General features: G+C 59.3%; 31 protein-coding genes. 15 read left to right on the top strand and 16 right to left on the bottom strand.

The window, feature by feature from the left end:
• The first annotated feature begins 20 nt into the window (after positions 1 to 20).
• Genes mobA through ACR0J0_RS11970 form a run of 3 tightly spaced genes read left to right on the top strand, consistent with a single transcriptional unit; the run spans position 21 to position 2,415 of the window.
• On the top strand, positions 21 to 665 hold the full coding sequence (gene mobA / locus ACR0J0_RS11980) for a molybdenum cofactor guanylyltransferase MobA (protein WP_480664225.1): 645 nt from the start codon (positions 21 to 23) through the stop codon (positions 663 to 665).
• On the top strand, positions 662 to 1,153 hold the full coding sequence (gene mobB, locus ACR0J0_RS11975) for a molybdopterin-guanine dinucleotide biosynthesis protein B (protein WP_480664223.1): 492 nt from the start codon (positions 662 to 664) through the stop codon (positions 1,151 to 1,153). Before mobA ends, mobB begins: the two co-directional genes overlap by 4 nt.
• Positions 1,150 to 2,415 carry a molybdenum cofactor synthesis domain-containing protein gene (locus ACR0J0_RS11970; RefSeq protein ID WP_480664221.1) on the top strand — a complete coding sequence of 422 codons (1,266 nt, stop codon included), beginning with the start codon at positions 1,150 to 1,152 and terminating at the stop codon, positions 2,413 to 2,415. Before mobB ends, ACR0J0_RS11970 begins: the two co-directional genes overlap by 4 nt.
• On the opposite strand, the gene ACR0J0_RS11965 is transcribed toward ACR0J0_RS11970, so the two are convergent.
• From ACR0J0_RS11965 to ACR0J0_RS11955, 3 genes are all read right to left on the bottom strand, one after another.
• Entirely contained in the window at positions 2,416 to 3,408 is a 993-nt protein-coding gene (locus tag ACR0J0_RS11965; RefSeq protein ID WP_480664219.1) for a hypothetical protein, read from the bottom strand.
• A 14-nt stretch (positions 3,409 to 3,422) separates the two neighbouring features.
• Positions 3,423 to 3,893, bottom strand: coding sequence for a transcription elongation factor GreA (gene greA, locus ACR0J0_RS11960; protein ID WP_480664217.1), 471 nt, complete (start codon positions 3,891 to 3,893; stop codon positions 3,423 to 3,425).
• 140 nt (positions 3,894 to 4,033) lie between these two features.
• A complete protein-coding gene (locus ACR0J0_RS11955) occupies positions 4,034 to 4,414 on the bottom strand; it encodes a VOC family protein (RefSeq protein ID WP_480664215.1) in 381 nt (126 codons plus the stop codon).
• A 90-nt stretch (positions 4,415 to 4,504) separates the two neighbouring features.
• Here ACR0J0_RS11955 and soxR point away from each other — a divergent pair, with 90 nt between their 5' ends.
• From soxR to ACR0J0_RS11935, 4 genes are all read left to right on the top strand, one after another.
• The gene (gene soxR / locus ACR0J0_RS11950) at positions 4,505 to 4,960 is read left to right on the top strand and encodes a redox-sensitive transcriptional activator SoxR (RefSeq protein WP_480664213.1); all 456 of its coding nucleotides are present in this window, start codon (positions 4,505 to 4,507) and stop codon (positions 4,958 to 4,960) included.
• 135 nt (positions 4,961 to 5,095) lie between these two features.
• Positions 5,096 to 6,742 (top strand): electron transfer flavoprotein-ubiquinone oxidoreductase, encoded by a 1,647-nt coding sequence (locus tag ACR0J0_RS11945; RefSeq protein ID WP_480664211.1) that lies wholly within the window; start codon positions 5,096 to 5,098, stop codon positions 6,740 to 6,742.
• Between the two features lie 104 nt (positions 6,743 to 6,846).
• Positions 6,847 to 8,559, top strand: a complete 1,713-nt coding sequence (locus ACR0J0_RS11940; protein ID WP_480664209.1) for a tetratricopeptide repeat protein — start codon at positions 6,847 to 6,849, stop codon at positions 8,557 to 8,559.
• Positions 8,549 to 9,370: a 4-(cytidine 5'-diphospho)-2-C-methyl-D-erythritol kinase gene (locus tag ACR0J0_RS11935; RefSeq protein WP_480664207.1), complete on the top strand. Its 822-nt coding sequence runs from the start codon at positions 8,549 to 8,551 to the stop codon at positions 9,368 to 9,370. The genes ACR0J0_RS11940 and ACR0J0_RS11935 overlap by 11 nt, the downstream gene beginning before the upstream one ends.
• On the opposite strand, the gene ACR0J0_RS11930 is transcribed toward ACR0J0_RS11935, so the two are convergent.
• A complete protein-coding gene (locus ACR0J0_RS11930; protein WP_480664205.1) occupies positions 9,363 to 10,361 on the bottom strand; it encodes a polyprenyl synthetase family protein in 999 nt (332 codons plus the stop codon). The genes ACR0J0_RS11935 and ACR0J0_RS11930 overlap by 8 nt on opposite strands.
• Positions 10,362 to 10,417: 56 nt before the next feature.
• Here ACR0J0_RS11930 and ACR0J0_RS11925 point away from each other — a divergent pair, with 56 nt between their 5' ends.
• The 3 genes from ACR0J0_RS11925 (at position 10,418) to ACR0J0_RS11915 (ending at position 11,689) form a co-directional block, all read left to right on the top strand.
• Complete coding sequence (locus ACR0J0_RS11925; protein WP_170387439.1) at positions 10,418 to 10,633, top strand: putative signal transducing protein; 216 nt, start codon at positions 10,418 to 10,420, stop codon at positions 10,631 to 10,633.
• Positions 10,630 to 11,403, top strand: a complete 774-nt coding sequence (locus ACR0J0_RS11920; RefSeq protein WP_480664203.1) for a tRNA1(Val) (adenine(37)-N6)-methyltransferase — start codon at positions 10,630 to 10,632, stop codon at positions 11,401 to 11,403. Before ACR0J0_RS11925 ends, ACR0J0_RS11920 begins: the two co-directional genes overlap by 4 nt.
• 121 nt (positions 11,404 to 11,524) lie before the next feature.
• Complete coding sequence (locus tag ACR0J0_RS11915) at positions 11,525 to 11,689, top strand: YdcH family protein (RefSeq protein ID WP_170742008.1); 165 nt, start codon at positions 11,525 to 11,527, stop codon at positions 11,687 to 11,689.
• Here ACR0J0_RS11915 and yddG read toward each other — a convergent pair.
• The 11 genes from yddG to ACR0J0_RS11860 form a co-directional block, all read right to left on the bottom strand.
• A complete protein-coding gene (yddG, locus tag ACR0J0_RS11910) occupies positions 11,686 to 12,549 on the bottom strand; it encodes an aromatic amino acid exporter YddG (RefSeq protein WP_480664201.1) in 864 nt (287 codons plus the stop codon). The genes ACR0J0_RS11915 and yddG overlap by 4 nt on opposite strands.
• A complete protein-coding gene (locus tag ACR0J0_RS11905) occupies positions 12,546 to 13,493 on the bottom strand; it encodes a transcriptional regulator GcvA (RefSeq protein ID WP_480664199.1) in 948 nt (315 codons plus the stop codon). Before ACR0J0_RS11905 ends, yddG begins: the two co-directional genes overlap by 4 nt.
• Positions 13,494 to 13,794: 301 nt before the next feature.
• Positions 13,795 to 14,517 carry an acetoacetyl-CoA reductase gene (gene phbB, locus ACR0J0_RS11900; RefSeq protein WP_155149791.1) on the bottom strand — a complete coding sequence of 241 codons (723 nt, stop codon included), beginning with the start codon at positions 14,515 to 14,517 and terminating at the stop codon, positions 13,795 to 13,797.
• A 187-nt stretch (positions 14,518 to 14,704) separates the two neighbouring features.
• Positions 14,705 to 15,880, bottom strand: coding sequence for an acetyl-CoA C-acetyltransferase (locus tag ACR0J0_RS11895; RefSeq protein WP_480664197.1), 1,176 nt, complete (start codon positions 15,878 to 15,880; stop codon positions 14,705 to 14,707).
• A 183-nt stretch (positions 15,881 to 16,063) separates the two neighbouring features.
• Positions 16,064 to 16,897: an EAL domain-containing protein gene (locus tag ACR0J0_RS11890; RefSeq protein ID WP_480664195.1), complete on the bottom strand. Its 834-nt coding sequence runs from the start codon at positions 16,895 to 16,897 to the stop codon at positions 16,064 to 16,066.
• Positions 16,898 to 16,999: 102 nt separating this feature from the next.
• Complete coding sequence (locus tag ACR0J0_RS11885; protein ID WP_480664193.1) at positions 17,000 to 17,188, bottom strand: hypothetical protein; 189 nt, start codon at positions 17,186 to 17,188, stop codon at positions 17,000 to 17,002.
• Between the two features lie 91 nt (positions 17,189 to 17,279).
• Complete coding sequence (locus ACR0J0_RS11880; protein WP_480664192.1) at positions 17,280 to 18,251, bottom strand: sterol desaturase family protein; 972 nt, start codon at positions 18,249 to 18,251, stop codon at positions 17,280 to 17,282.
• Complete coding sequence (locus ACR0J0_RS11875; protein ID WP_480664190.1) at positions 18,248 to 18,634, bottom strand: hypothetical protein; 387 nt, start codon at positions 18,632 to 18,634, stop codon at positions 18,248 to 18,250. The genes ACR0J0_RS11880 and ACR0J0_RS11875 overlap by 4 nt, the downstream gene beginning before the upstream one ends.
• 60 nt (positions 18,635 to 18,694) lie before the next feature.
• A complete protein-coding gene (locus ACR0J0_RS11870; protein ID WP_239339030.1) occupies positions 18,695 to 19,024 on the bottom strand; it encodes a hypothetical protein in 330 nt (109 codons plus the stop codon).
• Positions 19,025 to 19,114: 90 nt separating this feature from the next.
• On the bottom strand, positions 19,115 to 19,477 hold the full coding sequence (locus ACR0J0_RS11865) for a hypothetical protein (protein WP_480664188.1): 363 nt from the start codon (positions 19,475 to 19,477) through the stop codon (positions 19,115 to 19,117).
• A gap of 61 nt (positions 19,478 to 19,538) precedes the next feature.
• Positions 19,539 to 20,105: a TlpA disulfide reductase family protein gene (locus tag ACR0J0_RS11860; RefSeq protein WP_480664185.1), complete on the bottom strand. Its 567-nt coding sequence runs from the start codon at positions 20,103 to 20,105 to the stop codon at positions 19,539 to 19,541.
• Between the two features lie 21 nt (positions 20,106 to 20,126).
• Between ACR0J0_RS11860 and argH the strand changes: the two genes are divergently transcribed.
• The 5 genes from argH (at position 20,127) to ACR0J0_RS11835 (ending at position 25,841) form a co-directional block, all read left to right on the top strand.
• Positions 20,127 to 21,515 carry an argininosuccinate lyase gene (gene argH, locus ACR0J0_RS11855; RefSeq protein ID WP_480664183.1) on the top strand — a complete coding sequence of 463 codons (1,389 nt, stop codon included), beginning with the start codon at positions 20,127 to 20,129 and terminating at the stop codon, positions 21,513 to 21,515.
• On the top strand, positions 21,515 to 21,697 hold the full coding sequence (locus tag ACR0J0_RS11850; protein ID WP_480664181.1) for an argininosuccinate lyase: 183 nt from the start codon (positions 21,515 to 21,517) through the stop codon (positions 21,695 to 21,697). Before argH ends, ACR0J0_RS11850 begins: the two co-directional genes overlap by 1 nt.
• An 83-nt stretch (positions 21,698 to 21,780) precedes the next feature.
• A complete protein-coding gene (locus ACR0J0_RS11845; RefSeq protein ID WP_480664179.1) occupies positions 21,781 to 21,930 on the top strand; it encodes a hypothetical protein in 150 nt (49 codons plus the stop codon).
• A 65-nt stretch (positions 21,931 to 21,995) separates the two neighbouring features.
• Positions 21,996 to 23,261 carry a diaminopimelate decarboxylase gene (lysA, locus tag ACR0J0_RS11840; protein WP_480664177.1) on the top strand — a complete coding sequence of 422 codons (1,266 nt, stop codon included), beginning with the start codon at positions 21,996 to 21,998 and terminating at the stop codon, positions 23,259 to 23,261.
• Positions 23,262 to 23,297: 36 nt separating this feature from the next.
• The gene (locus tag ACR0J0_RS11835; protein ID WP_480664175.1) at positions 23,298 to 25,841 is read left to right on the top strand and encodes a TIGR02302 family protein; all 2,544 of its coding nucleotides are present in this window, start codon (positions 23,298 to 23,300) and stop codon (positions 25,839 to 25,841) included.
• 9 nt (positions 25,842 to 25,850) lie between these two features.
• Here the strand turns inward: ACR0J0_RS11835 and ACR0J0_RS11830 are convergent, their stop codons facing one another.
• Entirely contained in the window at positions 25,851 to 26,588 is a 738-nt protein-coding gene (locus tag ACR0J0_RS11830; protein WP_480664173.1) for a zinc-ribbon domain-containing protein, read from the bottom strand.
• Positions 26,589 to 26,645: the final 57 nt, after the last annotated feature.

The following is a 26,645-nucleotide window of genomic DNA, read 5'->3' as shown; positions in this document are numbered from 1 at the left end:
GCAAGCAACATGGTGCAGCAATGACTACCCCTCTCGGAGTAATCCTCGCTGGCGGTCTCGCCACCCGAATGGGCGGAGGGGATAAAGGCCTGCTGACTATCGGCGGGCAAAGCCTGCTGTCGCATGTGATCGATCGTTTGAGCCCGCAGGTGGGTAGGCTGGCGTTGAACGCCAATGGCGACCCTGAGCGGTTCGCAGACCTGAACCTGCCTGTCCTGCCTGACACGATAGAAGGGTTCGCTGGACCACTGGCTGGCGTTTTGGCCGGGCTGGACTGGGCGGCTGAGCAGGGGGCCGACAGCATCGTAACCGCCGCCGCCGATACGCCTTTTTTCCCGTGCGACCTGACCGAGCGATTGATGCAGGCCGCCGAGGGGCAGGTACATCCATTGGTTCTGGCGACCACACCTCGTACCGGTGACGAGGCGCTGAAATCGGGCGGCGGCAAACGGGTCAACCGGCACCCGACCTTTGGCCTGTGGCCCGTTGCTCTGCGCGCTGATTTGCGGGCGGCTTTGAACCACGGGCTGCGCAAGGTTGTGCTGTGGACCGACAAGCATGACGGGCGCGAGGCATTGTTTGATGCCGAGCCGTTCGACCCATTCTTCAACGTGAACACACCCGACGATCTGGCACGGGCGCAAGAACTGCTGGAGCAGGCATGAGGGTTTACGGCGTCACCGGTTGGAAGAACGCGGGCAAGACCGGTTTGATGGAGCGGCTGGTAACGGAAATCACGGAGCGCGGCTATACGGTTTCGACAGTCAAGCATGCGCATCACGCCGTTGATGTCGACCAGCCCGGCACGGACAGTTATCGCCATCGGGCGGCCGGCGCGTCCGAGGTGCTTTTGGCCTCGGGTCAGCGCATCGCCCTGATGCAAGAGCTGCGCGGTGCCCCTGAGCCGTCTCTGAGTGAACTTCTGTCTCGTCTGTCTCCGGTCGATATGGTGCTGATAGAAGGGTTCAAACGAGAACCTCACCCCAAGGTCGAGGCATTTCGGGCCGTAGCAAACAACCCGCTGATCGCCAACGAAAACGACTCGGTTCGAGCGGTTGCCAGCGATACGCCACTGGAGCTGAATATTCCGGTGTTTGATCTGAATGATACAGCGGCGATTGCGGACTTCATCCTGCAAGAGGTCGGATTATGAGCAAACCGGACATCTCTCCTCCGCCACTGCGCAATGACTGCTTCGCTTTGCCCGCTGGGGTGAACTGGACACCTGTGGACGATGCGTTGGCCTTGTTGCGGGATCGGCTGACGGTGGTGACGCCCGTCGAAACCGCACCTCTGGCGCAGGCGACGGGGCGAATATTGGCGGAAGATGTTTTTGCCAAACGGTCGAATCCTCCGCAGCCGAACACCGCAGTTGATGGCTATGGCTTTGCCGGGGCTGCCCCGTGTGGTCCGCAGGTAATGCCCTTGCAGGAAGGTCGCGCAGCCGCAGGGATTCCTTTTGACGGTGTCGTGCTGCAGGGTGCGGCATTGCGCGTGTTGACCGGCGCGGCACTGCCTCCTGGGGTGGACACGGTGATACTGGAAGAGGACGTGACGGTGCAGGACGGTCACATCGCCTTTCACGGACCTTTGAAACAAGGCGCCAACACCCGCAAGGCGGGCGAGGATGTCTCGATGGGTGATTTGGTTCTGCCAGCCGGGCGCAGGCTGACCCCGGCCGATCTGGCGTTGCTTTCAGCGACGGGGATTTCTGACGTACCTTTGCGCAAAACGCTGCGGGTCGCCGTGGTTTCGACCGGAGACGAACTGGTCGAGCCCGGTGACGCCGCTGGACCCGGTCAGATATTCGACGCGAACCGCCCGATGTTGCTGTCTTTGGTGGAGCGGATGGGGTTCCAGCCCGTGGATATGGGGCGGGTCTCGGATGACCGAGAGGACCTGCGCAACAGATTGAACAAAGCGGCGGAACTGGCGGATGTGATCCTGACCAGTGGCGGAGCGTCAGCTGGGGATGAAGACCACGTCTCGGCCCTATTGCGCGAAGCGGGAGCAATGCAGGAATGGCGGATTGCGCTGAAACCTGGTCGACCGCTGGCACTTGGAATGTGGGATGGCACGCCCGTTTTCGGCCTGCCAGGGAACCCGGTGGCCGCCAAAGTCTGCACGTTGATCTTTGCCCGCCCGGCACTGGGCCTGATGGCGGGGGAAGGGTGGTCCGAACCGATGGGCTTCGACCTGCCGGCCAATTTCGAAAAGCGTAAGAAACCGGGGCGGCGCGAATACCTGCGTGCTCGTGTCCGCGATGGGCGGGTCGAGGTATTCGCTTCAGAAGGATCGGGCCGGATCAGCGGCCTCAGTTGGGCCGAGGGGTTGGTCGAGATTGAGGATGGCGCGCGTCACATACAGCCGGGTGATCCGGTCCGGTTCATTCCGTACGGCAGCTTTGGGCTTTAGTTAGTCGAAGGTCCCGGCGACCCGCCCCAAAAGCATGAAGGCCCGCGCAGTTCTTGTGTCGCCCAAGGCCGTCAGGTCGGCATCGCTGGCATCCGGTTCGAACTCGACGATCATATGGTCAAAGCGGCGCAGGAAATGATGCGCCGCGTCCCGGAAGATCGGGTCCTGCTTCATCCGTGCCGCCGTCAGCGCCAGCGAGGACCGGTCCCTGATCCCACCCAGCGCTGCGACAGCGCGTCCCCGGCCACCTTGCGCGAACTGCCGCCAGATCTCCGGGCGGGCCATATCCGGGCGCAAATCGTCCATATAGATACCTTCCTGGCTCAGCAGTGTCAGAACATCCTGTGAGGCCTGCACCAGTTGCGCAACCTTGCGATCCTGAAGCGCCAGCCGCAATGCGTCGAACCCTTCAGTATCATCCTGCGTTTCCGGAAAGTTCAGCGCGCGGATAAAGATGTCGGTCGTCAGGGGCGGCGCAATGTCTTCAGCCGGGGTTCCCAACTCCAAAGATGTTTGGTTGCCGGCTTCGACAGGAACGCCATCGCGTACGGGCTCGGTGCGTTTCGAAGAAAACGTCGCCAGTGCGCTTTCGGTCTTTTTGGTGGCTTCGGCGATTTCGTCCAGCTTTTTGCTGACGCCCGGTTCCTGAAAACTGGCCGAGCGCTGTTGCTGGATGACATAGGCCTGACGGATCGCGTCGATCGCGGTTTGCAACCGGGCGCTTTCCTCGCGCATGACGCGGCTGGCGCGCATGGCGGTAGCGGCGACCCAGATCATCGCCACTGGCATGAACACGGCCAGCAGGGTCACGACGAACCCTCCGCCATCGACGTTGTCAGGCAGTACCAGAAACACGACCGACACGATCAGCCACACCAGGCTGAGCGCAATGGCTACGATCTCGATCGCGGTCACCGAAGGCTGTGCTGGCTTATCATATATGCCCAGCGGTGTCGGCCGTTCGGGCTCCTGTTCTGGCTTGGGCTCTGACATTGTCAACGCTCCGGTCAGGCGTACTCGATACTTAGAACTTCATAAGAACGCACACCACCTGGAGTGCGCACTTCGACGCTGTCACCCTCTTCCTTGCCGATCAGGGCGCGTGCAATTGGTGATTTGATGTTGAGCAGGCCGTTTTCAATATTGGCCTCGTACTCTCCAACGATTTGCCAGGTTTTTTCCTCGTCCGTGTCCTCGTCCACCAACGTGACCTTGGCACCGAACTTGATCGCGCCGGTCAGCTTGGCGGGGTCGATCACGTCAGCCAGTGACAGTATGCCTTCCAGCTCTTTGATACGACCTTCGATGAAGCCCTGCTTTTCACGGGCCGAGTGATACTCGGCGTTTTCCTTCAGGTCGCCCAGTTCGCGCGCTGTGGCAATAGCTTCGATGATCGCCGGGCGCTCGACCGACTTGAGGTTTTTCAGCTCCGCCGCAAGAGCGGCATTGCCCGCAGGCGTCATTGGAATTTTTTCCATGTTCTTGTCGTCCACGCATAAATTGTTTCGCCCCGCCGCATGAGACAAGCGTCGGGGCGATTTGATGGGTCGTCAAATACCTGACCCAAATGAGGCGTGAATTGCAAGGGGGCTTGGTCGCGCGACGCGCGGATTACGGCCTAGTCGTAGCTAATCACTTCGAATTCGATGTCATTGTCGTCATTGAAGTAAAACCGCCGCCCTGGTTCATAATCCGCATGGGACTTAGGGGTAAACCCGGCCTTTTTCACTTTGTCCTCAGTCGCGTCGATATCTTCGACCAGAACGCCCACATGGTTCAGCCCGCCGACGATATCATAACTGCTTTCGCCGGATGGCTGCGGATCACTGGGAGCATAAAGCGCCAGATAGGTGTGTTGGCTGCCGACATGGACCGTATAGCCGCCTGCGATGGCGGGGCCCTCCCAACGTGTTTTCCATCCGAACACCTGTTGCATCCAGGCCGCCGAAGCCTTGGGGTCGCGTACGGTGAAATTGGTATGTTCAAGTGTCGCCATCATGGGATCTCCTTTTCGGTCTTGAGGCTTGTCCCGACTCACCGTAATTTCTAAACCTAACTTTAGGTCAAGGTAATTTTCTACGAGGTTGAAATGGCGGCTTCCGAAGGACTGGCAATCGGCGCATTAGCAAAACGTACCGGATTGGCGGTTTCAGCCATTCGATACTATGAGGCGCAGGGTCTGATCGCGCCCTGGCGTAATGCAGGCGGGCAAAGGCGCTATCAGCGCGCCGACATCCGGCGGCTGAGTTTTGTCATGATCGCGCAGCAATTCGGTCTGACCCTGCCCGAGATTCGCGAAGTGCTCTCAGGACTGCCCGGTAACCGCACACCCACACCGCGGGATTGGCAAGATATCAGCAAAGGGCTGAGGGCGCATCTGGACCAGCGAATCGACACCCTGATGCGGTTGCGCGACAATCTGGACGGCTGCATCGGCTGCGGGTGCCTTAGCCTGCCGAAATGCGCCCTTTACAACCCCGATGACCGCGCCAAGTCGCATGGTAGCGGTCCCAGATACCTGATGGGTGACGCTCCGGATACATAACTGCCGCATTGCAGCAATGTTACGCCGTGTTTTGATTGACCAAGGTCTTTGTGACCATGTAATCAGCCGTGAAACAATATTGCGCAGACCACGCAGTGAAAGCGCCAATTCGGAAAGTTAGCTAAGGAGCCCGCGATGGCCGAGATTGAACGCGAAGCGATGGAATACGATGTGGTGATCGTGGGGGCAGGCCCCGCGGGCCTGTCGGCGGCCATCCGTCTGAAACAGCTGGATGCCGACCTGAATGTCGTGGTTCTGGAAAAGGGCTCGGAAGTGGGCGCGCATATCCTTTCGGGCGCGGTTCTGGATCCCTGCGGTCTGGACGCTCTGATCCCGGATTGGAAGGAAAAAGGTGCGCCGCTAAACGTGCCGGTGCATGAAGATAACTTCTACATGCTGGGCGAGGCGGGCAAGATCCGCATCCCCAACTTCCCGATGCCGCCGCTGATGAACAACCACGGAAACTACATTGTCTCTATGGGGAATGTCTGCCGCTGGATGGCCGAGCAGGCCGAAGAGCTGGGCGTGGAAATCTTCCCCGGCATGGCTTGTTCCGAACTGGTCTATGGCGACAATGGCGAAGTCAAAGGCGTTGTCGCTGGTGTCTTCGGTCTGGAGCCCGACGGATCATATGGTCCGCAGACCGAGCCGGGCATGGAGTTGCACGGCAAATACGTCTTCCTGTCGGAAGGTGTACGCGGTTCGCTGTCAAAGGAAGTCATTGCCAAGTACGACCTGTCTGCCGGTAAAGAGCCGCAGAAATACGGCGTTGGCATGAAAGAGATCTGGGAGATCGACCCGGCCAAGCACAAGGAAGGCAGCGTCACGCACACGATGGGCTGGCCGCTGGGCAGCAACGCGGGCGGTGGATCGTTTATCTATCACCTTGAAAACAATCAGGTCTATGTCGGCTTCGTGGTTCACCTGAACTATAAGAACCCGCACCTGTATCCCTACATGGAATTCCAGCGCTTCAAGCACCACCCGGTGGTGGCCGACCTGCTGAAAGGCGGTAAGCGTGTGGCCTATGGCGCGCGTGCAATCACCGAAGGTGGCTGGCAGTCGATGCCGAAACTGGTCGCGCCCGGTGTGGCGCTGCTGGGTTGTTCAGCGGGCATGGTCAACGTGCCGCGCATCAAAGGCAACCACAACGCGATGCTGTCGGGTAAGGCAGCAGCCGAGGCCGCTTACGACGCAATTAAGGCAGACCGTTCGGGTGACGAACTGACCGCCTACGAAGTCGACGTGCGCGACGGTGCCATCGGCGACGACCTGAAAAAGGTGCGCAACGTCAAACCGCTGTGGTCGAAATACGGCCTGACCGCCTCGTTGGTGTTGGGCGGAATGGATATGTGGACCAACACGCTGGGCTTCTCGCTGCTGGGCACGCTGGGCCATGGCAAGAACGATGCCGAGGCGACCGAAGAGGCCAGCAAGCATCAGCCCATCGACTATCCGAAACCCGATGGCACGCTGTCCTTTGACCGCCTGACCAACGTGTCCTTCGCGATGACCAACCACGAGGAAAGCCAGCCCTGCCACCTGAAGCTAGCGGACCCGGAAATCCCGGTCAAAGTGAATCTGCCCAAGTACGACGAACCGGCGCAGCGCTATTGCCCGGCAGGCGTGTACGAGATGGTCGAGGACGAAGACGGTCCGCGATTCGTCATCAACTTCCAGAACTGTGTCCACTGCAAAACCTGCGATATCAAGGATCCCAGCCAGAACATCACCTGGACCACGCCGCAGGGTGGGGATGGACCGAACTACCCCAACATGTAAGCGAAATCATGGGCAATGGCAGGGTCGTGAAGGCTCTGCCATTGCCTCTTTGTGGTCAAAGCCCTAGCTTGTTGCCCAGTCAACGATAGCAAGGCAGGATTTTGGTGGCTTCCCTCGTTCGTCGCACGGCATTGGCTGTGCTGTTAACCTCGTCATTTGCACTCCCGGTCCTGTCGGATACTGGATCTGGGGCTTATCTGGCTGGACGTCAGGCGATCTACCAGAGCGACTATATTTCCGCTGAGAAATACTATGCGCAGGCCCTGAGTGCCGACCCTGAAAATGGCAAGTTGCTTGAAAACGTCGTCGTCGCACGTCTTGCGCTAGGCGAGATTGAACGTGCGCTGCCGGTCGCCCAATCGATCGAAGCGCTCGAGCTGCCAAGTCAGGCGGCGAAAATGATCATCATGGCCAACCTGATCGCTGACGATAAGCTGGATGAATTGCTGGCGCGCGATCCGGAAACACAAGGCGTCGGGCCGTTGGTCGACGGGTTGATCCTGGGCTGGGTTCACGTGGCGCAGGGTGCCATGACCAAAGCGATGGAAAAGTTCGACGAGGTCAGCACGCAAGAGGGGCTGCGTGAATTCGCCATGTTCCACAAGGCGTTGGCATTGGCTTCGATTGGTGACTTCGAAGGCGCCGAAGAGATTTTTGCGGCCAACAATGGTGCCGTTTCCCGGTTCTCGCGCCGCGCCGCTTTGGCCCGGACCGAGGTCCTGTCCCAGCTGGACCGCAACGAAGATGCGCTGCAATACCTCGATGACGTGTTCGCGGCAGGCAGTGACCCGTCCATCGAAGGCTATGTAGCCCGTCTGCAGGCTGGCGAAACGCTGCCCTTTACGCATGTTCAGTCGGCGCGGGATGGCATGGCTGAGGTGTTTTTTTCCGTCGGTGCCGCGCTCAGCAGCGAGGCGTCCCAGGATTATGTTCTCCTCTACGCCCGGATTGCCGCATTCTTGCGACCGGACCATGTGGACGCAATCCTTCTGAGCGCAGAGCTTTTGGATGCGCTGGAACAATATGATCTGGCCGTGGAAGCCTATCGGATGGTGCCCAATACCAGCACTGATTATCACGCGGCCGAACTGGGCCGGGCCGAGGTTCTCGGTCGTTCCGGCAAAACGGATGCTGCGGCGGAAGTTCTGCAGAACCTTGCAGCGCAAAGCCCCAATTTGCCTAGCGTCCATGTGGCGTTGGCCGATCTGCAAAGGCGTGAGGAAAACTACACCGCTGCAGTGGCGACCTATGACACTGCCATCGAACTGACCGAACAAGGGGTCAGCGGCAATTGGTTTCTGTATTATGCCCGCGGAATCTCGCATGAGCGTCTTAAGAATTGGGAATTGGCCGAGGCTGATTTCCGACGCGCGCTGGAGTTGAATCCCGATCAGCCACAGGTGCTGAATTACCTGGGCTATTCGCTGGTCGAGCGTCAGGAAAAACTGGATGAAGCCCTGAACATGATTGAACGGGCCGTCGCGACGCGCCCTGACAGTGGGTACATCGTCGACAGTCTTGGCTGGGTTTTGTTCCGTCTGGGCCGCTATGACGAGGCCGTGGGCCATATGGAACGCGCGGTTGAACTGATGCCCGTCGACCCGGTGGTCAACGATCATCTGGGCGACGTGTACTGGGCTGTAGGCCGCGCGCGTGAGGCTGAATTCCAGTGGAAACGTGCGCTTTCCTTCGTCGACCCCTCGGATACCGACGGCGAGGCCGACCCGGACCGCATCCGCCGCAAGCTTGAGATTGGGCTGGACGCGGTTCTGGCCGAGGAAGGGGCCGAGCCGCTGAAGGTCGCCGATGGCAATTAAGGCCTTCGCGCCCGCCAAGATCAACCTGACCCTGCATGTGACCGGTCGACGCGATGACGGTTATCATCTGTTGGATTCCCTGGTGGCCTTTGCGGATGTCGGTGACACGCTGGATTTTGCGCCGGGGTCAGAGCTATCGATGACCGTCACGGGTGAGCATGCGGCCGGCGTCCCGGCAGATGACCGAAATCTGGTCTGGAAGGCGGCTGAGTTAGCCGGCTGGGCAGGGCATATCAACCTGAACAAAGTTCTGCCGCATGGCGGGGGGATAGGTGGCGGTTCTTCCGATGCAGCCGCCACGCTGCGTATGATTGCGGATCAGAGTATTGCGATTCCAGAGGGGGCCGCCCTGTCTCTGGGGGCGGACATCCCCGTATGTATGGCTGCGCGTGCCACCCGAATGCGCGGAATTGGCGAACGACTGGAGCCGGTTGGTTTGCCGAAATTGCCCGCGCTGCTGGTCAATCCGGGTGTCGAAGTTCCGACCGGAGCGGTTTTTTCGGCATTGAAGTGCCGCGACAACCCGCCCATGCCCGACGATATTCCGCCTATTGAGACGCCACAAACCTGCGCGGATTGGCTACGGGAGCAGCGTAACGATCTAGAGCCCCCAACAAAAGGTCTCGCCCCAGAGGTGGCCAGTGTGCTGGATGAATTGACGGATACAAAGGACGCTTTGCTGGCCCGCATGTCCGGTTCAGGCTCAACCTGTTTCGCGCTATATCCGACGATTAAGGCGGCGCATTTTGCCGCCTATGAGATTGGCGCGGCCCATCCGGATTGGTGGTGCCGCGCGACGCAGCTTAATTGAGGCGCGAAACCACGTAATCTGCCAGATCGCTTAGCAGGGTGCGGATTTCGTGGTCCGGCAACCCGTCCAATGCGACCTTGGCCTTGGCTGCCCAGCCGAACGCATCTGACCGAGTGGCTTCAAGCGTGCCGTACTTGTTCATCAGGCTCAGCGCATGGTCCAGATCGCCATCCTCCTGACGCCCCCGACCGATTGTGCGTTCCCAGAACGCGTGCTCGTCCGGAGTTGCCTGAGCAATGGCCTTGATCACCGGCAGTGTCAGTTTGCGTTCACGGAAGTCGTCGCCGACATTCTTTCCGGTCGCCTTGCTGTCACCCTGATAATCCAACAGGTCATCGGCAATCTGGAACGCGATACCCAAAGCATCGCCATAGTCGTACAGTGCCTTGACCTGAGGCTCTGAGGCACCGGCGATCACGCCGCCCACCTCGGTCGCGGCAGAGAACAACGCTGCGGTCTTGCCGCGCACAACCTGCAGATAGATCGCTTCGGTCGTGCCCAGATCGGTGGCTGCGGTCATCTGCAGTACTTCGCCCTCGGCGATCGTGGCCGACGCATTGGCCAGGATGTCCAGAACGCGCAAGGATCCGGTTTCAACCATCAGCTGGAAACTACGGGAAAACAGGTAGTCGCCCACCAGAACGCTGGATTTGTTGTCCCACAACAGATTGGCCGTCGGTCGACCGCGCCTCTGGGCGCTTTCGTCGACCACGTCATCATGCAAAAGGGTCGCTGTGTGAATGAACTCGACAGTCGCGGCCAGACGTACGTGGTGATCGCCCGCGTATCCAAACAGACGTGCAGCAGCCAACGTCAGCATGGGGCGCAGGCGCTTGCCGCCCGCCTCGACCAGATGCGCAGTCACTTCAGGAATGCGCGGCGCATGCTCCGAGGCCATCCGCGTGCGGATCAGTTCATTAACTGCATCCATTTCGCCAGCCAGAATTTCTGCCAGTCGTTCATGCGGTTTCGAGATCGTGTCGATATTCATCACACTCCTGATACAAGGCTCGACTTCCTGCGCACCTTGCCCTTACATCCATCCCCATGAAAGAACTTTTGCGCAGCACCGATCCGACGATCCTGGCCTTTGCATCCGCCCTTCTTGAAGGCGAGGATATAGACTGCTTTCAGATGGACGTAAATATGAGCATCCTCGAAGGAGGCATCGGAATCTTCCCGCGGCGCCTGATGGTGCGAGCGGATGACTTGACCCGCGCGGAAAGGGTGATGCGCGACAACGACATCCCGTTGGGCAGATGAGCCTGTTTTCCGACAATGAACTGACCCGAAACGACTTTTTGGGCGGGCGCGTCCGACTGCTGCAGCCGCGATCGGGATATCGTGCCGGAGTCGATCCGGTCTTGCTGGCGGCTGCGGTCCCGGCGACACGTGGTCACACCATACTGGAGCTGGGCTGTGGTGCCGGTGCCGCAATCCTGTGCCTGATGGCCCGCGTTCCGGGGCTGCATGGTGTCGGGGTCGAACTTCAGGAGGACTATGCCGATCTGGCGCGTCGAAACGCTGCTGAGAATACAGCACATCTGGAGGTGGTCGAGGCGAACCTTAGTGCCCTGCCTGCAGACCTCAAACAGCGGCAATTCGACCATGTGATTGCCAACCCCCCCTATTATCGTGCGGGGGCGCACAGTTCAGCCTCTGACACAGGGCGCAGTGTTGCTTTGGGCGAACAAACGCCGCTGGGTCAGTGGTTCGACGCTGCGGCCAAACGTCTCGCGCCGCGTGGGTATCTGCACATGATTCAAAAAGCCGACCGTCTGCCCGATATGATAACAGCATGCGACGGGCGCTTGGGGTCGGTCGAGGTCTTGCCTCTTGCTGCCCGGACCGGTCGAAAGGCTGAATTGGTGATTTTACGCGCCAAAAAAGGGGGAAAAGCGGCGTTTCAGTTGCACGCGCCGTTGATTTTGCACAGCGGGGACCGGCATGAAAAAGACGGCGAAAGCTATGCGCCACGGGTATCGGCTGTACTACGTGAGGGGGCAGCGTTACCCGGTTTTTTCAACCAATAGGCATTAACCAGCCGAAATTGTCGGATTTATAACAGATTCTGTGCGTCTGCGGCGTGACAGGGTGGAAACGATGTGGTCAACTTCCTACGTGAAACTCAGACACCAACAAAGGAGTATCGCCATGAGCGTGAGCGCACACCTGACCGAACTGAAGAAAAAGCACGAAAATCTCGGTCTTGAAGTTGAACAAGCCCAACGCTCGCCAGGCATCGATGATCTCCATATCGCTCAACTCAAAAAGCAAAAACTAAAGCTGAAGGAAGAGATCGAGCGCCTGTCTAACTAGCGTTCCATACTAGCCCGCGCGGCAATCGCCGCGCCGCCAGTTATCAATAAGGCCGCGATCGCCAGACCCCACGACGGGGCGGCGATCCCGGCCAAAACCAAAGCAAGCGTAGACAACAGGGGTGCCGCGTAAGAAGCCGTGCCCAAGACCTGTATGTCACCCTGCTTTACCCCGATATCCCAGACATAGAACGCCAGCCCAACAGGCCCCAGCCCCAATGCAATGACCGATGCCCAGCCGAAGGCGCTGTCGGGCCATACGGTGTCTTCGATGGCAAGGTGTAGTGCACCGGATGCGACTGCCGTGGCAATGCAGAATACAGCTACAGAGCTGGTCGGTGTATCGCCCAGACGGCGCGACAGGACCGAGTAGCCAGACCACGTTAGGGCGCACAGCAAGGCCAACGCATATCCCGGCAGATGCTGGATCTGAAACCCTGTGCCGCCACCGGCGATGATTACGGCAGCTCCGGCGAAACCCAGGCATGCGCCGATCAAATGTCCGATGCGCAAGTGCTCTCCCGGCAGTAGCCCCGAAAACAGCACGATCAACAGGGGCCAGAGATAGGCGATCAATCCGGCCTCAGCTGCCGGAGCCATTCGCAGCGCAGAAAAATACAGCGCGTGGTATCCAAACAGGCCAACAGTGCCAAACAGATAGGTGGTCCACGGAACCTCGCGCAACTTGCGCAGGCCGCCGGTATTCCAGGTCCAAATCAGACCCAGTGTGCCTCCGATTGAGAAGCAGATGGCATTCAACAACAGCGGCGGCGTTGGCGAGGAACCAACAGTAAACAGCGCCAGCAGAGACCACAGCAAAACGGCGACAAATCCGATGGCGGTAGCGCGCGTTCTGGTCATGGGGCCGGAACCTGTTCCACCGGGATAATGTCGAACTCATCCGAGATATGTGCGGTCTTTTCAATCTCGGACATGAACCAGTTACGGAATGCCGCGATCTGTGGCCGGTTTTCCGCACCCGGCAGGCACAGAAAGCGAAACCGGCCCTGCGTTTCGATAGCCGTTTTGAAGGGGGCGACAAGGCGACCTTCGGTCAAGTCCTTGATGATCATCGCCCGACGGCCCAGCACCGCCCCAACGCCTGCGACAGCGGCGTCAATGGCATGATCCGCGTTCGAGAAATGCGCACCGTGCGTGGGCGCAAAGTCCACCCCCACGGCCCGGAACCAAGTTGGCCAGTCGCTGGGGGGCTGCAGGAAAGCGATCGAATCGTCAAAGATCAGGGGGGCTTCTTTCAGGCTCTCCGGAGTTGGGAACTGGGCGGCAAGTTCCGGGGTCATCACAGGGGTCAGCCACTCTTTGCGGACCGGAAGGGAATACAGCCCCTCATCGCCGCCATAGCCGAACCGGATGGCGACATCCACATCGTCCCGTTCAAGGTCCATGATTCGCAACGTTGCCGAGAACTTGAGGTCGATCTCGGGATGCGCCCTCGCAAACTCATACAGACGCGGAGCCAGCCACTTCGCCGTTAGCGCAGGCCCTGCGGTAACGGTCAGGCTGGTGTCGTTGCCCTGACGCCTTGCGGCTTGCCAGGCCGTCTGCAGCGCGCCGAAACCCTCTGCTGCTCCGGGGGCAAGGGCGCGGCCGGCTTCGGTCAATTCCACCGCCCGATTCAGGCGACGAAACAAAGGGCGGCCTAGATGTTCCTCAAGCGATTTGATCTGGAATGAAAGTGCGGCGGGGGTTACGTGCAGCTCTTCCGCAGCCTTGGCAAAGGACATATGGCGCGCAGCGGCATCAAAGGCGCGCAAGGCGGTAAGAGGGGGGAGATAGTCGCTCATGTTGCGTAAATTTTTCTTAACTGAAGTCGGAAAAAAGCTCGTTTGCCGCCTTAATTGATAAGCTTCATATTGGGTGCAAGTCAAACAAAGCTGAACTGAAAGGAGGACTGCGATGATCGAGATGACGACCAACCCAGCCGCCGCCCGCGCCTTTCAGCGGGCCCATGCCGAACGCGGAAAGATGATCAAACAAGCCCTGAATTGGCTTTTCGGTTCCCGCTGAGCGCAGCGCGCGCGTTCTTACGGGATAAAAAAGGGCCGGTCCGCAAGGACCGGCCCGTTGTCTTTACTGCGCCTTGGATCAGACGAAGAACTGCGCGCCGTTGGCCGAGATCGTCGAACCGTTGATGAACTGAGAATCATCGGACGCCAGGAACGCCACACAGCGGGCGATTTCTTCCGGCTCACCCAAACGGCCAGCCGGGATTTGGCCGATGATGGATTCGCGGACTTTTTCCGGAACCGCCATGACCATCTCGGTCGCGATGTAGCCGGGGCAGATGGCGTTTGCGGTGATGCCTGCACGCGCACCTTCCTGCGCCAGCGATTTCACGATGCCCAGATCGCCCGCTTTGGTCGCGGCATAGTTCACCTGCGCGAACTGGCCTTTCTGACCGTTGATCGAGCTGATGACGATGACGCGGCCAAACTTACGCTCGCGCATGCCGTTCCAGACGGGGTGCACGGTGTTGAACACGCCGGTCAGGTTGGTGTCGATCACCTGATGCCACTGTTCCGGTGTCATCTTGTGGAACGGCGCGTCGCGTGTGATGCCGGCATTTGCCACGACGATGTCGATCGGGCCCACCTCGGCCTCAACCTTTTCGATTCCGGCCTTGGACTCGTCATAGTCGGCGACGTTCCACTTGTAGGTCGCGATGCCGGTCTCTTCGGTGAACTTCGCGGCGGCTTCGTCGTTCCCCGCATAGGTGGCTGCAACGTTGTACCCTTCGGCCTTGAGCGCCTTGGAAATTGCTGCGCCGATGCCCCGGGAGCCGCCGGTAACGAGTGCTGTACGTGCCATTTAGGAATCCTCCAATTTAAGTCGTCTTGGTAATGCTGTTACTTTGAGAGGTGATCGTGCGCAATATTGTTTCGTCATGAATCTAAAAATTCCAGTTAGCAATATCGTCGCATCTAAGGGGTGGAACCCCAATGTAACAAAAAAGGGCGCCCAGCGGACGCCCTTTTCTATTTGGTTGTCAAAGCACTTAGTCGCGCTCCACGCACAGGGCAACGCCCATGCCGCCACCGATGCAGAGGGTCGCCAGACCTTTCTTAGCGTCGCGGCGCTTCATTTCGAACAGAAGCGTGTTCAGAACGCGGCAACCCGAAGCACCAATCGGGTGACCGATGGCGATAGCGCCGCCGTTCACGTTCACGATCGACGGGTCCCAGCCCATGTCCTTGTTCACAGCACAGGCCTGTGCTGCAAAGGCTTCGTTGGCTTCAACCAGATCCAGATCGTCAACCGACCAACCTGCTTTTTCCAGCGCTTTGCGCGACGCGTAGATCGGGCCAACACCCATAATCGACGGGTCCAGACCGGCGGTGGCGTAAGATGCGATGCGGGCCAGAGGTTCAATACCGCGCTTTTCAGCGTTCTCGGCGGACATCAGCAAAGTTGCCGCGGCGCCGTCGTTCAGGCCAGAAGCGTTTGCGGCCGTGACCGAGCCGTCCTTGGCGAAGGCCGGACGCAGTTTACCCATTGCTTCGATGGTCGCGCCGTGGCGGATGTATTCGTCGCTGTCCATCACGATGTCGCCCTTGCGGGTTTTGATGGTGAAGGGCACGATCTCATCTGCGAATTTGCCGGCTTTTTGTGCGGCTTCGGCTTTGTTCTGCGATGCAACGGCGAATTCGTCCTGCATGTCGCGGCTGATCTGCCACTTCTCGGCGACGTTCTCGGCGGTCTGGCCCATGTGATAGCCGTTGAATGCATCCCACAAACCGTCGCGGATCATCGTGTCGATGTACTTCATGTCGCCCATCTTGTGACCCGCGCGCAGAGCAGCGGCATGGGGCGAGAGCGTCATGTTTTCCTGACCGCCCGCAGCGACGATGTCGGCATCGCCTAACTGGATGTGCTGTGCGCCCAAAGCCACAGCGCGCAGACCCGAACCGCAAACCTGATTGATGCCCCAGGCCGCGCTTTCCTGCGGCAGACCTGCATTGATATGTGCCTGACGGGCGGGGTTCTGACCCTGAGCGGCCGTCAGCACCTGGCCCATAATGGTTTCGCTGACTTCGCCCTTGTCCACGCCTGCGCGTTCGACCACGGCCTCCAGCACGGCGGCGCCCAGATCATGCGCGGGTGTGTTTGCAAACGAGCCGCCAAAGCTGCCGACACCGGTACGCGCGGCGGATGCGATTACTACGTTGGTCATTTAGACAATCCTTTACCGTCAAGGTCCTGCGGGATATTCGACGGCGCGGATCGCACAGAGAGAGCCCTGTGATAGCAAGAGCGCCTCATGTTCCCCGCTCCAACTCCTCATGGAATAACGCAACGCTGCAGTTGCAGCAACGGTCAGCTTGTCTCAGGCGGGTTGTGGACCGGGAAATTCACTCTAACTGGCTGTACGCTTGCGGTTTTCCGCCTTCCACGGGGCAGATACAGTTGGGGCGCCGAACAGGAAGCCCTGCAGGCAGTCTACACCGTTGGCGATCAGGAATTCGGCATCCTGTCGGGATTCGACTGATTCGGCGGTGACAAGAATTTCGAATTCGCGCGCTACGGCGATCAGAGCCCGGACCAGAGCCTGATTGTCCGGGTTTTCGCTGATACCGTGGATGAACTGGCCGTCGATCTTGGCGGCATCAAAGAAAAACTCGCGGAAGTGGCGAAAGCTGAAATTGCTGGCGCCAAAGTCGTCCAGAGCAAAGGCGATGCCGCGCGGCTGCAGGCGATCCATGAAATCGATAACCAATTCCGGCACCGTCATGGCCGAACTTTCCGAGATTTCCAAAATAAGCCTTTCGCCTATTCCGGCGTCCTTTTTCAGAAACCGTTCCAGAACCCGCGACCAGCGGGCATACCCGATCGAGCGGGCAGACATGTTGATCGACAGGCGAATGTCCGGGTTTTTGGTGAGTGTGCGGAGACCCATTTCAAGCGCTACGCAGTCCAGCTCGCGACCGATGGGCGTATTTTCCAGCTGCGGCATGAACTCACGCGCGGGGATGACCCGACCGGTTTCGTCGAGAACGCGTATGAAGCCCTCATAAAAGGCGACCTCATGTGGAGCGTTGGCTTGCATGACCGGTTGGAAGGCCAGTTTGCACTGTTTGTGCTTTACGGCCTCGGTCGCCATATCGACTGTGGATGCGTCGCGGGATTTGACGGCCGCGTTCAGCGGGCTGTCCCCACCTTCGGGCAAATCTGCCAGTTCCTTTTTCCGCATGCGCAACCCGTTTCCCTATATGTCGCCGGTTCGGTGACGATTTCAGGGGAAAGGTATGAATCTGCGGTTAAGACAAACTCAGTTGCAGGTGGATGCGTCGGATTAGCGGGATGTTTCCCAAATTCGTCCGAGTGCGGCGAACCCGCCGACAACTGCGCCCATGAAGCCTAAAAGCATCATGCCAAAGCCCAATGCGACAATTGCAGCCGCGCCGCTGGCCAGAGCCGTCAGCATGGCCAGCACCATACCAGTCAGACCCATAACGGTGGACAGGGTTGTCAATCTGGTCATCTGGGCCTCCGGTTACTCACACTTTGCACATCGGGTGGATATGGGGCGTGAGGGCCGGATTTCAAGAATCGGGTCGGACGGCTCGGCGGGATCAGGCCTGTTTTGCCTGTGTATTGGGCTGTTTGGCCTCACATTGCTCGAATCCGGGCGTTCCGCGATCTTCGGGGTGGCGGGCCAGATGCTTGGCTTTGATCTGCTTGGAATTGTCCCTGCTGCCATCGTGGCTGTAGCCCGGAGGCGCAAAACAATAGGCCAGCCGCTGACGCAGTGTCAGACCCGGCTGCGTCGCATCATGCCAGATACCGACCCATTCGTGGAAGGCCACACGCAGCGGGTTGAACGAGCCGATATTGTGTACCAGGCCATAGTCGACGCGGTCATCTTCCTGTTCGGGTACAAAAGTTCCGAACATCTTGTCCCAGATGATGAACACGCCGGCATAGTTGCAGTCCAGATACCGGGCGTTGCGACCATGATGGGCGCGGTGATGGCTGGGGGTATTCATCACAGCCTCGAACCAGCGGGGCATCTTGCCAATGGCCTCGGTGTGGATCCAGAACTGGTAGATCAGGTTCAGGCCACCGCAGAATAGCACCATCGCGGGGTGAAAACCCAACAGAATCAACGGCGCGCGGACAACCATCATGAATGTGAACGTATAGGTCCATGTCTGCCGCAGCGCCGTGGTCAGGTTGTAATGCTGCGAACTGTGGTGGTTCACATGGCTGGCCCAGACCCAGCGGATCCGGTGGCCAAAGCGATGCACCCAGTAATAGCGCAGATCGTCCAGTACAAAGCACAAGATGATGACGGGGATCGACGTGCCCAGGTTCAGAGGCGTGATCTGCCATAGCCACATGAAGAACGCGTAGGCGATAAAGCCCAGCAGAAAGCCCGAGGCGATGTTGCCTGCGCCCATAATCAGAGAAGTTACGGCGTCCCGCGTCTCATACCGCCCGCCTTTGCCTTTGACGGCGATCCACAGAAACTCGGCCAGAATGGCAGCAATGAAGAAAGGGACAGCCCACTGCACGGCGTCCGGGAAAGTCACTTGGTCCGTCATGCGGGCTCCATCAGGTGCTGCCAATGGCGGCGTTCGAGTTCGTCGAGGTGGATGATCGCTTTGGGCGTTCCGAATTCGTGGAACTGAACCTCAAAACCTTGCGGATGCTCCAGCAAATCAAAATCCAGAAGGTGCCGGGCGACGGTGTCCGCGCCGAAAGACCACAGCAGCCCGTTACCGGCATCGGTTCGGATCAATGCCGCATGACCGTCATGCGAAACAGTGACGTCGATGACTGCGTCATCGGGCGCGTGTCGCAGCCATTCCGACCGCGCACTTTCGGGTGTCAGCACGCGTAAGCGCGATTTGCCCGTCAGATGCAACATCACTGTTATCCCGGCGATACCTCCGACCACCAGAACCAATAGAATTTCAAGCGGCATTCCGTCCTCCCGCCCGGCAGAGTGCAAAGCAGCAGGCAAACTGTCAAAGGTGGCGTGGCGTCAGCTATGTTCGAGACTGTCCAAAATCTCATACTGAACAACGCGCTGGACAAAGGGCACCAACCCATCCGGGCCCGAGGCGCGATCCTTGAGGTGGATGCAGATATCTGGCCTGCGTGCCGCAATGATACCCACCATCTCTCCGCGGACCTTGTCGTCAAGTCCGGCGCCCATGATCGCACAGGAAATGCGTGGTTCTTCGTCCAATTGTCGCCTGACTTCTTCCTGATCGTGCGCACCAAGCCATTGAATCGGCAGGTGATCCAGTTGGCGCGCGACATCTCCAATTACATTGGGCAGTTTCCCAATCAACAGAACTACCGGTTTCATCGCACTCTCCCTTCCTTCAAGTCGCAAACGAAAACCGGCCCGTTGGGGCCGGTTTCAGAGTATCACAAAAAAAGAAACTGTGCCGCCGCCTTAGTTGGAGACGGTATAGACAATGGCGTCACCTTTGCCCTTGTTCCTTTTGAACTGCATCTGGTTGCCGTCGACCGAAACTGTCAGGCAGTCTTGGGGAAACGCCTTTTGACCGACCACAACGTTTCGACAAAAGAACCTCTTGTTCCACACCCACGCACCGGTACGCTTGGCATTGTTGCGGCCAACACCGTCAATTTTCCCGTCAGGGGTAATGACCAGCCAGGTGTCGCCACTGACCAGTTTTTTCCCGGCAACAGCCTCCATAAACTGATTTTCTTTGCGAAGATCTTTCGCCCCGGCAGATCCGGCAGCGATCAAAGAAAGGCTGGCCAGCACGACCACAGCGCTCAAGCGTCTCATAAAAATCCTCCTGGTTAAAACGCCAGGAGGATACCACCATTCGCCGTGTTTCGCTGGTAGGTTAGCTTTCAGCGCCCACGAGGGTCGCCACGATTGCCTTGGCACTGTCCGAATTCCACTCGGCGTCGCCGATCAGGCGTGCGATTTCATTGCCATCGGGGTCCAGAATGACCGTGATGGGCAAGGCGATAACACCCATTTCCCGCGCGACGGCCGATTTGGGGTCCTGATGACGCGGCAGGTTGTCGATGCCGTTTTCCTCGAAGAACTTCTTGATCCCGGCTGGCGAATTGCGCCCGGTTGCCAGCGTCAGAACTTCGAACTTGTCGCCGCCGAATTCCTCCTGAAGTTCCGCAATCTGAGGCATTTCCTTGCGGCAGGGTGCGCACCATGTGGCCCAGAAGTTCAGCAGGACATACTTACCCTTGTAATCCTCCAGCGTCGCAACGCCGCCATCATCTTCAAGCTGGAAATCTACCGCTTCGACGGGTTTGGGCTCTTTGTGCAGGATCAGCCGCTTCAGTGTGCCGTCGCGCAGCGGGGCCAGAGTTTCGGCATCCGTGGCCAAAGCCGCGTTTGCACCCAGCGCAAGGGCCATATAAAGGGGGATCAGACGAAATAGGCGCATATCAACTCCGGGTTTTCCAACATGACCGATCAATCCTCGAACCAGATGTGGGGCGGCCGCTTTGCCGCTGGTCCAGACGCGATCATGGAGGCGATCAATGCCTCGATCGGGTTCGATCAGCGGATGGCAGCCCAGGACATCGCAGGCTCGCGCGCCCATGCCGCCATGCTCGCGGCCACAGGCGTTATAACTGATAGTGATGCGCAGGCTATTCGGGAAGGGCTGCTCACCGTTTTGTCAGAAATCCAGAACGGAGAATTTCAGTTTTCGACCGCGCTGGAAGACATCCATATGAATGTCGAGGCGCGGCTAAAAGAGGTCATTGGCGAGCCGGCAGGCCGTTTGCACACAGGTCGGTCGCGGAATGACCAGGTTGCGACCGATTTCAAACTGTGGGTGCGTGATCAGTTGGACGCGGCGGAATCAGGCCTTTTGGCCCTGATCCGCGCGCTTTTGGCGCAGGCCGAAGCAGGCGCCGATTGGGTCATGCCTGGCTTTACCCACCTGCAGACGGCGCAGCCGGTGACATGGGGCCACCACATGATGGCTTATGTCGAGATGTTTGGTCGTGACCTGAGCCGCGTCCGCGATGCTCGCGCTCGGATGAACGAATCCCCGTTGGGTGCTGCGGCGTTGGCCGGAACGTCTTTCCCAATCGACCGTCAGATGACAGCCGAAGCGCTGGGCTTTGACCGCCCCGCCGCGAACTCGCTGGATGCGGTCAGCGACCGCGATTTTGCGTTGGAGTTCCTGTCGACGGCTTCGATCTGTGCCGTGCACCTGTCGCGCTTCGCCGAAGAACTGGTGATCTGGTCCTCGGCCCAGTTCCGGTTTGTGACGCTATCCGATCGATTCTCAACCGGGTCGTCGATCATGCCGCAGAAGAAAAACCCCGATGCGGCGGAACTGATCCGCGCCAAGGTGGGCCGGATCTACGGTGCGAATACCGCGCTGATGATGGTAATGAAGGGCCTGCCGCTAGCCTATTCCAAGGACATGCAGGAAGACAAGGAACAGGTCTTTGATGCGGCCGACAACTGGATGCTGGCGCTGGCGGCGATGGAAGGCATGGTTAAGGACATGACCGCCAACCGCGACAGTCTTGCTGCGGCAGCGGGCTCGGGTTTCTCGACCGCGACCGATCTGGCCGACTGGCTGGTGCGGGTGCTGGGGCTGCCGTTCCGCGATGCGCACCATGTCACCGGATCATTGGTGGCGATGGCCGAAAGCAAGGGCTGCGATCTGCCGGATCTGACGCTGGAAGACATGCAATCGGTTCATGCGGACATCACCGATGATGTCTATTCTGTCCTTACCGTGGAAAATTCAGTAAACTCCCGCCAATCCTATGGTGGCACGGCACCCGATCAGGTCCGCGCCCAGATTGAGCGATGGAAGGCGCTGGTGTGATGCAATTACTACGTGTGGTCCTTCTGATCTCGGCCGGGATTGCCCTGGCCGGGTGCGGTGTGGATGGCGAACCCATTCAGCCCTCGATGAGCGCCAATATCGGTGTCGGCAGCAGCGGCACCTATGGCGGCGTCGGCGTGGGCCTGCAGCGTGGCGGGTTTGGCGTTTTCCTGGGGCTGTAATCGAAAATTTGCATTTCGCTGTGGTTATGCCCATTTACCGGGCGTAACGGCGTTGCGCCAAGTTCTGAAAAGAAGACCAAAAAATGAAAATCATCGGCCTGATTCTTTCCCTTGCTGTTCTGGCGGCTTGCGACCCTTCGTACAAACCCAGTCCTGAACCTTCGGACACATCAAGCGGATCCGGCATCAAAGTATCGGGCTATGGCCGCGTTGGCGTCTCAACGTCCAACTGATGCAACACCGCGACTCGCGCAGAATCCATTGATCCGCGAGGCCATTTTGGTCTAAGCGCGCAGTCATGGATCACTTTCTCTACCGCGACGGCGCGCTTTACGCCGAGGATGTCCCGATTTCCGAAATCGCAGCCGCGGTCGGAACTCCGTTCTATGTCTATTCCACCGCGACGTTGTCGCGGCACTTTCAGCTGTTCGACGATGCGCTGGAGGGCACCGATCATCTTGTCTGCTATGCGATGAAGGCGGCCAGCAATCAGGCGATCCTGAAAACGCTCGCACAGGCGGGCGCGGGGATGGATGTGGTGTCGGGTGGGGAATACCTGCGCGCCAAGGCCGCCGGAGTACCTGGCGAAAAGATCGTGTTCTCGGGCGTTGGCAAAACGGCGGACGAAATCCGCACCGCGCTGACTGGCGGTATCCGCCAGTTCAACGTGGAATCTGAGCCCGAGATGGAAGTGATCAATGCCGTTGCCTTGGAGCTGGGCGTGGTTGCCCCGATCACCGTGCGGGTGAACCCGGACGTGGATGCCAAGACCCACGCCAAGATCGCGACCGGCAAGTCCGAGAACAAGTTCGGCATCCCCATCGCCCGCGCGTCCGAGGTGTACGCCCACGCTGCCAGCCTGCCGGGTTTGGAAGTGATCGGGATCGACGTCCATATCGGCTCACAATTGACTGAGCTGGAGCCGTTCGAGCTGGCCTATACCAAAGTGGCCGAACTGACCGAAAAGCTGCGCTCAGAAGGGCACAATATCCGTCGACTTGATCTGGGCGGCGGTTTGGGGATTCCCTACACGCGTTCGAATGATGCGCCGCCGCTGCCCGTTGAGTACGGAGCGCTGATCAAGAAAACGCTGGGTCATCTGGATTGCGAGATCGAGATCGAACCCGGCCGTCTGATCGCCGGCAATGCCGGATTGATGGTCAGCAAGGTTATATATGTGAAATCAGGCGAAGGTCGCGATTTCCTGATCCTCGACGGCGCGATGAACGACTTGATCCGTCCTGCCATGTACGAGGCGCATCACGACATCGTCGCCGTGCAGGAACCCGCACCGGGCGCGGAACAACAGCCTTATGACATTGTGGGTCCGGTCTGCGAAACCGGCGATACCTTCGCCAAACAACGCAATATGCCACCGCTGGAACCAGGCGATCTGGTCGCTTTCCGCAGTGCCGGGGCCTATGGCGCGGTGATGGCAAGCGAATACAACACGCGCCCCCTGATCCCCGAGGTTCTGGTGCATGGGGATCAATTTGCAGTTATTCGTGAACGCCCAAGCTTTGACGAAATCATAAACCGCGATACCATACCTACGTGGCTTTGACGCGATAGGCGCGCGGGCCCGGTCAGGAGGCCCGCCTTGAGCGCAAGACAGAACCTGCCGATCCCAAGACTGTCCCTGTGGCTGACGCACGCAGGGATGCTGGCCGAGCAGGTTTTGCGCGCATTTTGGCCGTTTTTCTCGGTTTTGATGGCAATTCTGGCGGCTTTGATGCTGGGCTTGCAGGACGAAGTCAGGGTTGAAATCGTTTGGGGTTTCGGGGCGTTGGCGCTGTTGGGCTTGGTCGCCGCGCTGTTCGTCGGCGCAAGGCGATTCCATTTCCCCACGCGGGCCGAGGCGCTGATGCGGCTGGATGCGGCCCTTCCGGGGCGGCCCATTCAGGCCTTGATGGATGAACAGGCCATCGGCGCGATGGACGCGGATTCGGTGGCATTGTGGCATGCGCATCAGAACCGAATGGCGCAGCGTGTCGCTAAGGCCGAACCGGTCAAACCGGACCTGCGGCTGGCCAGTCGCGATCCTTACGCACTGCGCTATTCAGCTTTGTTGGCGTTGGTGATCGCCGCGATGTTCGGCTCGTTCTGGCGGATTGGTTCGGTGGCTGAAATGACTCCGGGCGCTGCAGTGGCAGGGCAGGGGCCAAGCTGGGAAGGCTGGGTCGAGCCACCCAGATATACCGGGTTGCCGACGCTCTATCTGGCTGATCAATCCGATCCGACGTTGACGGTCCCGCAAGGCAGCCGAATTACTTTGCGGTTCTACGGCGAGGTCGGCGCGCACAGCCTGACGGAAACAATTACGCCTCTGGGAACTGATGGCGCGACCCAGCCGGAACAGGACTTTGTCGCCGAACAGACCGGGCAGTTGACGATCGATGGCCCATCCGGCCGCAACTGGGCGCTGAACGTGATGGCGGATATGCCGCCTAAAGTCGGTGTCGCCGGTGTGGCCGAGGCTGAAGCCGGTGGACAAATGAAACTGCCCTTTGCCGCCAGCGACGATTATGGCGTTGTGTCCGGTTCCGCACTGATTGAGCTTGATCTGCCATCTGTGGACCGCCGTTATGGTCTGACCACCGCCCCTGAGTCGCGCGAGGTGATCGAGGTCGAGCTGCCGATGCCCATTACGGGCGACCGGGCTGATTTCAGCGAGGACCTGATCGAAGACTTTTCTCAGCACCCATGGGCGCATCTGCCTGTAAAAATCACCCTGTTGACTCGCGATGCCGCTGATCAGGAAGGGCAATCCGAACCTTATATGACCGCGCTGCCCGCACGTCGCTTCTTTGACCCGCTGGCGGCGGCCGTGATTGAACAGCGCCGGGATCTTCTGTGGACGCGCGATAACGCCACTCGGGTTGCTCAGATCCTGCGCGCGGTTTCGCATCTGCCCGAAGACCTTTTCCGTTCCGATACCGCCTATCTGCGTCTGCGCGTGATCCTGCGCCGGTTGGAGACGTTCAACGACTACGGCCTTAAGCCAGAGCAACAGGCGGAGATCGCAGAAGCCCTGTGGGAGCTTGGCGTTCTGATCGAAGACGGCACGCTTGCGGATGCGCTTGAACGGATGCGCCGTGCGCAGGAACGTCTGTCCGAAGCGATGAAGAACGGTGCAAGTGACGAAGAGATCGCCGAACTGATGCAGGAACTTCGTGAGGCAACGCAGGACTATATGCGCCAACTGCAGCGCCTGGCACAGGAGAACGGCGAATTCGACGAGAACCAACAGGGCCAGAATGGCGAGTCCATTCAGATGACGCAGGATGATCTGCAACGCATGATGGACCGCATTCAAGAGCTGATGGAACAGGGTCGCATGGCCGAGGCGCAGCAGGCGCTGGAAGAGTTCCAGCAGATGATGGAAAACATGCGCGTCACCCAAGGTCAGGGCCAGGGCCAGCAATCAGAAGGCCAGCAGGCGATGGAGGGGTTGGCCGAAACTCTGCGCGAACAGCAGGGTCTGAGCGATCAGGCGTTCCGCGACTTGCAGGAACAGTTCAACCCCGGTGCGCAGGCTGGTGAAAGCCAGGGCAACGAAGGGCGCTCGGGCGGTCAGGGCCGTGGGCAAAGCCATGAAGGACAGGGCAATCAGGGTCAGGGATCGGAACAAGGCGGTGGCGGTCAGCAGGGTCAGGGATCACTGGCGGATCGCCAACAGGCCTTGCGCGATGAGCTGAGCCGCCAGCAACAAGGTCTGCCTGGCGCCGGAACCCCCGAAGGTGATGCCGCACGCGACGCGCTGGACCGTGCGGGACGGGCCATGGATGGTGCCGAAGAGGCGTTGCGAAGTGACGATCTGGCCGAAGCCATCGACCGCCAATCCGAGGCGATGGAGGCCCTGCGTGAAGGTATGCGCTCATTGGGCGAAGCGCTGGCGCAAAACCAGCAAAACCAGCCGGGCCAGGGATCACAGGACGGCGATATGCAGGCCAACAACCGCGACCCTCTGGGACGCAGCCCGGGCGCGAACGGGTCAATCTCAACCGATGAAAACCTGCTGCAGGGCGAAGACGTCTATCGCCGTGCGCGCGAATTGCTGGATGAAATCCGCCGCCGTACCGGTGAAACGGATCGCCCCCAGATCGAGTTGGAATACCTCAAACGCTTGCTGGAGCGGTTCTGATCGCTTCCGTCAGTTCGATGTCGTGCTGGTACCGGCCTGCGTCTCAAGCCAGACGCGCGCCTGATCGACCAGCGAGACATAGCTGTTCAGCACTGGATCGGCCTGCGGAACCGCTTCGGAGATCTTTTGGGCATTGCCGTAGATCAGAAACAGGACCACACCGATAATCAGGACCAAAAGAAATCCGCGCCGGAAGCCTCCGGATTTACGCGGCAGAGGCTCATCCTCTTCCACTTCCGATATGGGTTCGTCGCTGCGCAGGCTGGAATTGATCGCCTCGACATCCGGCAACGCGTCCTTCTGACCTGAATCCTTGGCGGTTTCTGTGGCGATCAGGTCCTTGGCGACTTTTTCCGCTTCGGGCGGAGCGTCCAGGGCCAAATCTGTCTGCGTCTCAAGGCTACCGCCCTCTTGCGCGCGCAGGCCAGCCTCACGTTCGGCTTCCTCTTTGAGGATATTGGCGACAGCGGGATCGACATTCCCGGTCGAGGATGCCTCGGCGGGCTCGGGCGCTGGTTTGGGGTCTTCAGCGGGCTTTTCTTCTGGTTCCTGCTTTGCAGCCTTTTCCGCGGGTTCAGCAACTGGCGCTGCAGGTTCCGTTTTTACCGGTTCAGCCTCAGTTTCGGGATGCTTTGCCTGGAACCAGGTCTTTTCGCAGTTGGAACACTGCACATCGCGGCCTTCCTCGGGAATGACCTCGTCTGGTACTTCGTACTGAGCGCCACAATTCGGACAAGTAAGACGCATGCTGCCTCCCGGTCGGGGTGTCGACCTGATAATAGTTTTTTCAGGGATGATATTCCG

The organism is Ruegeria sp. BF12, from assembly GCF_056538705.1.
Note: the sequence above shows the minus strand (reverse complement) of the source record. Positions and strands in the feature narration are given on the sequence as shown.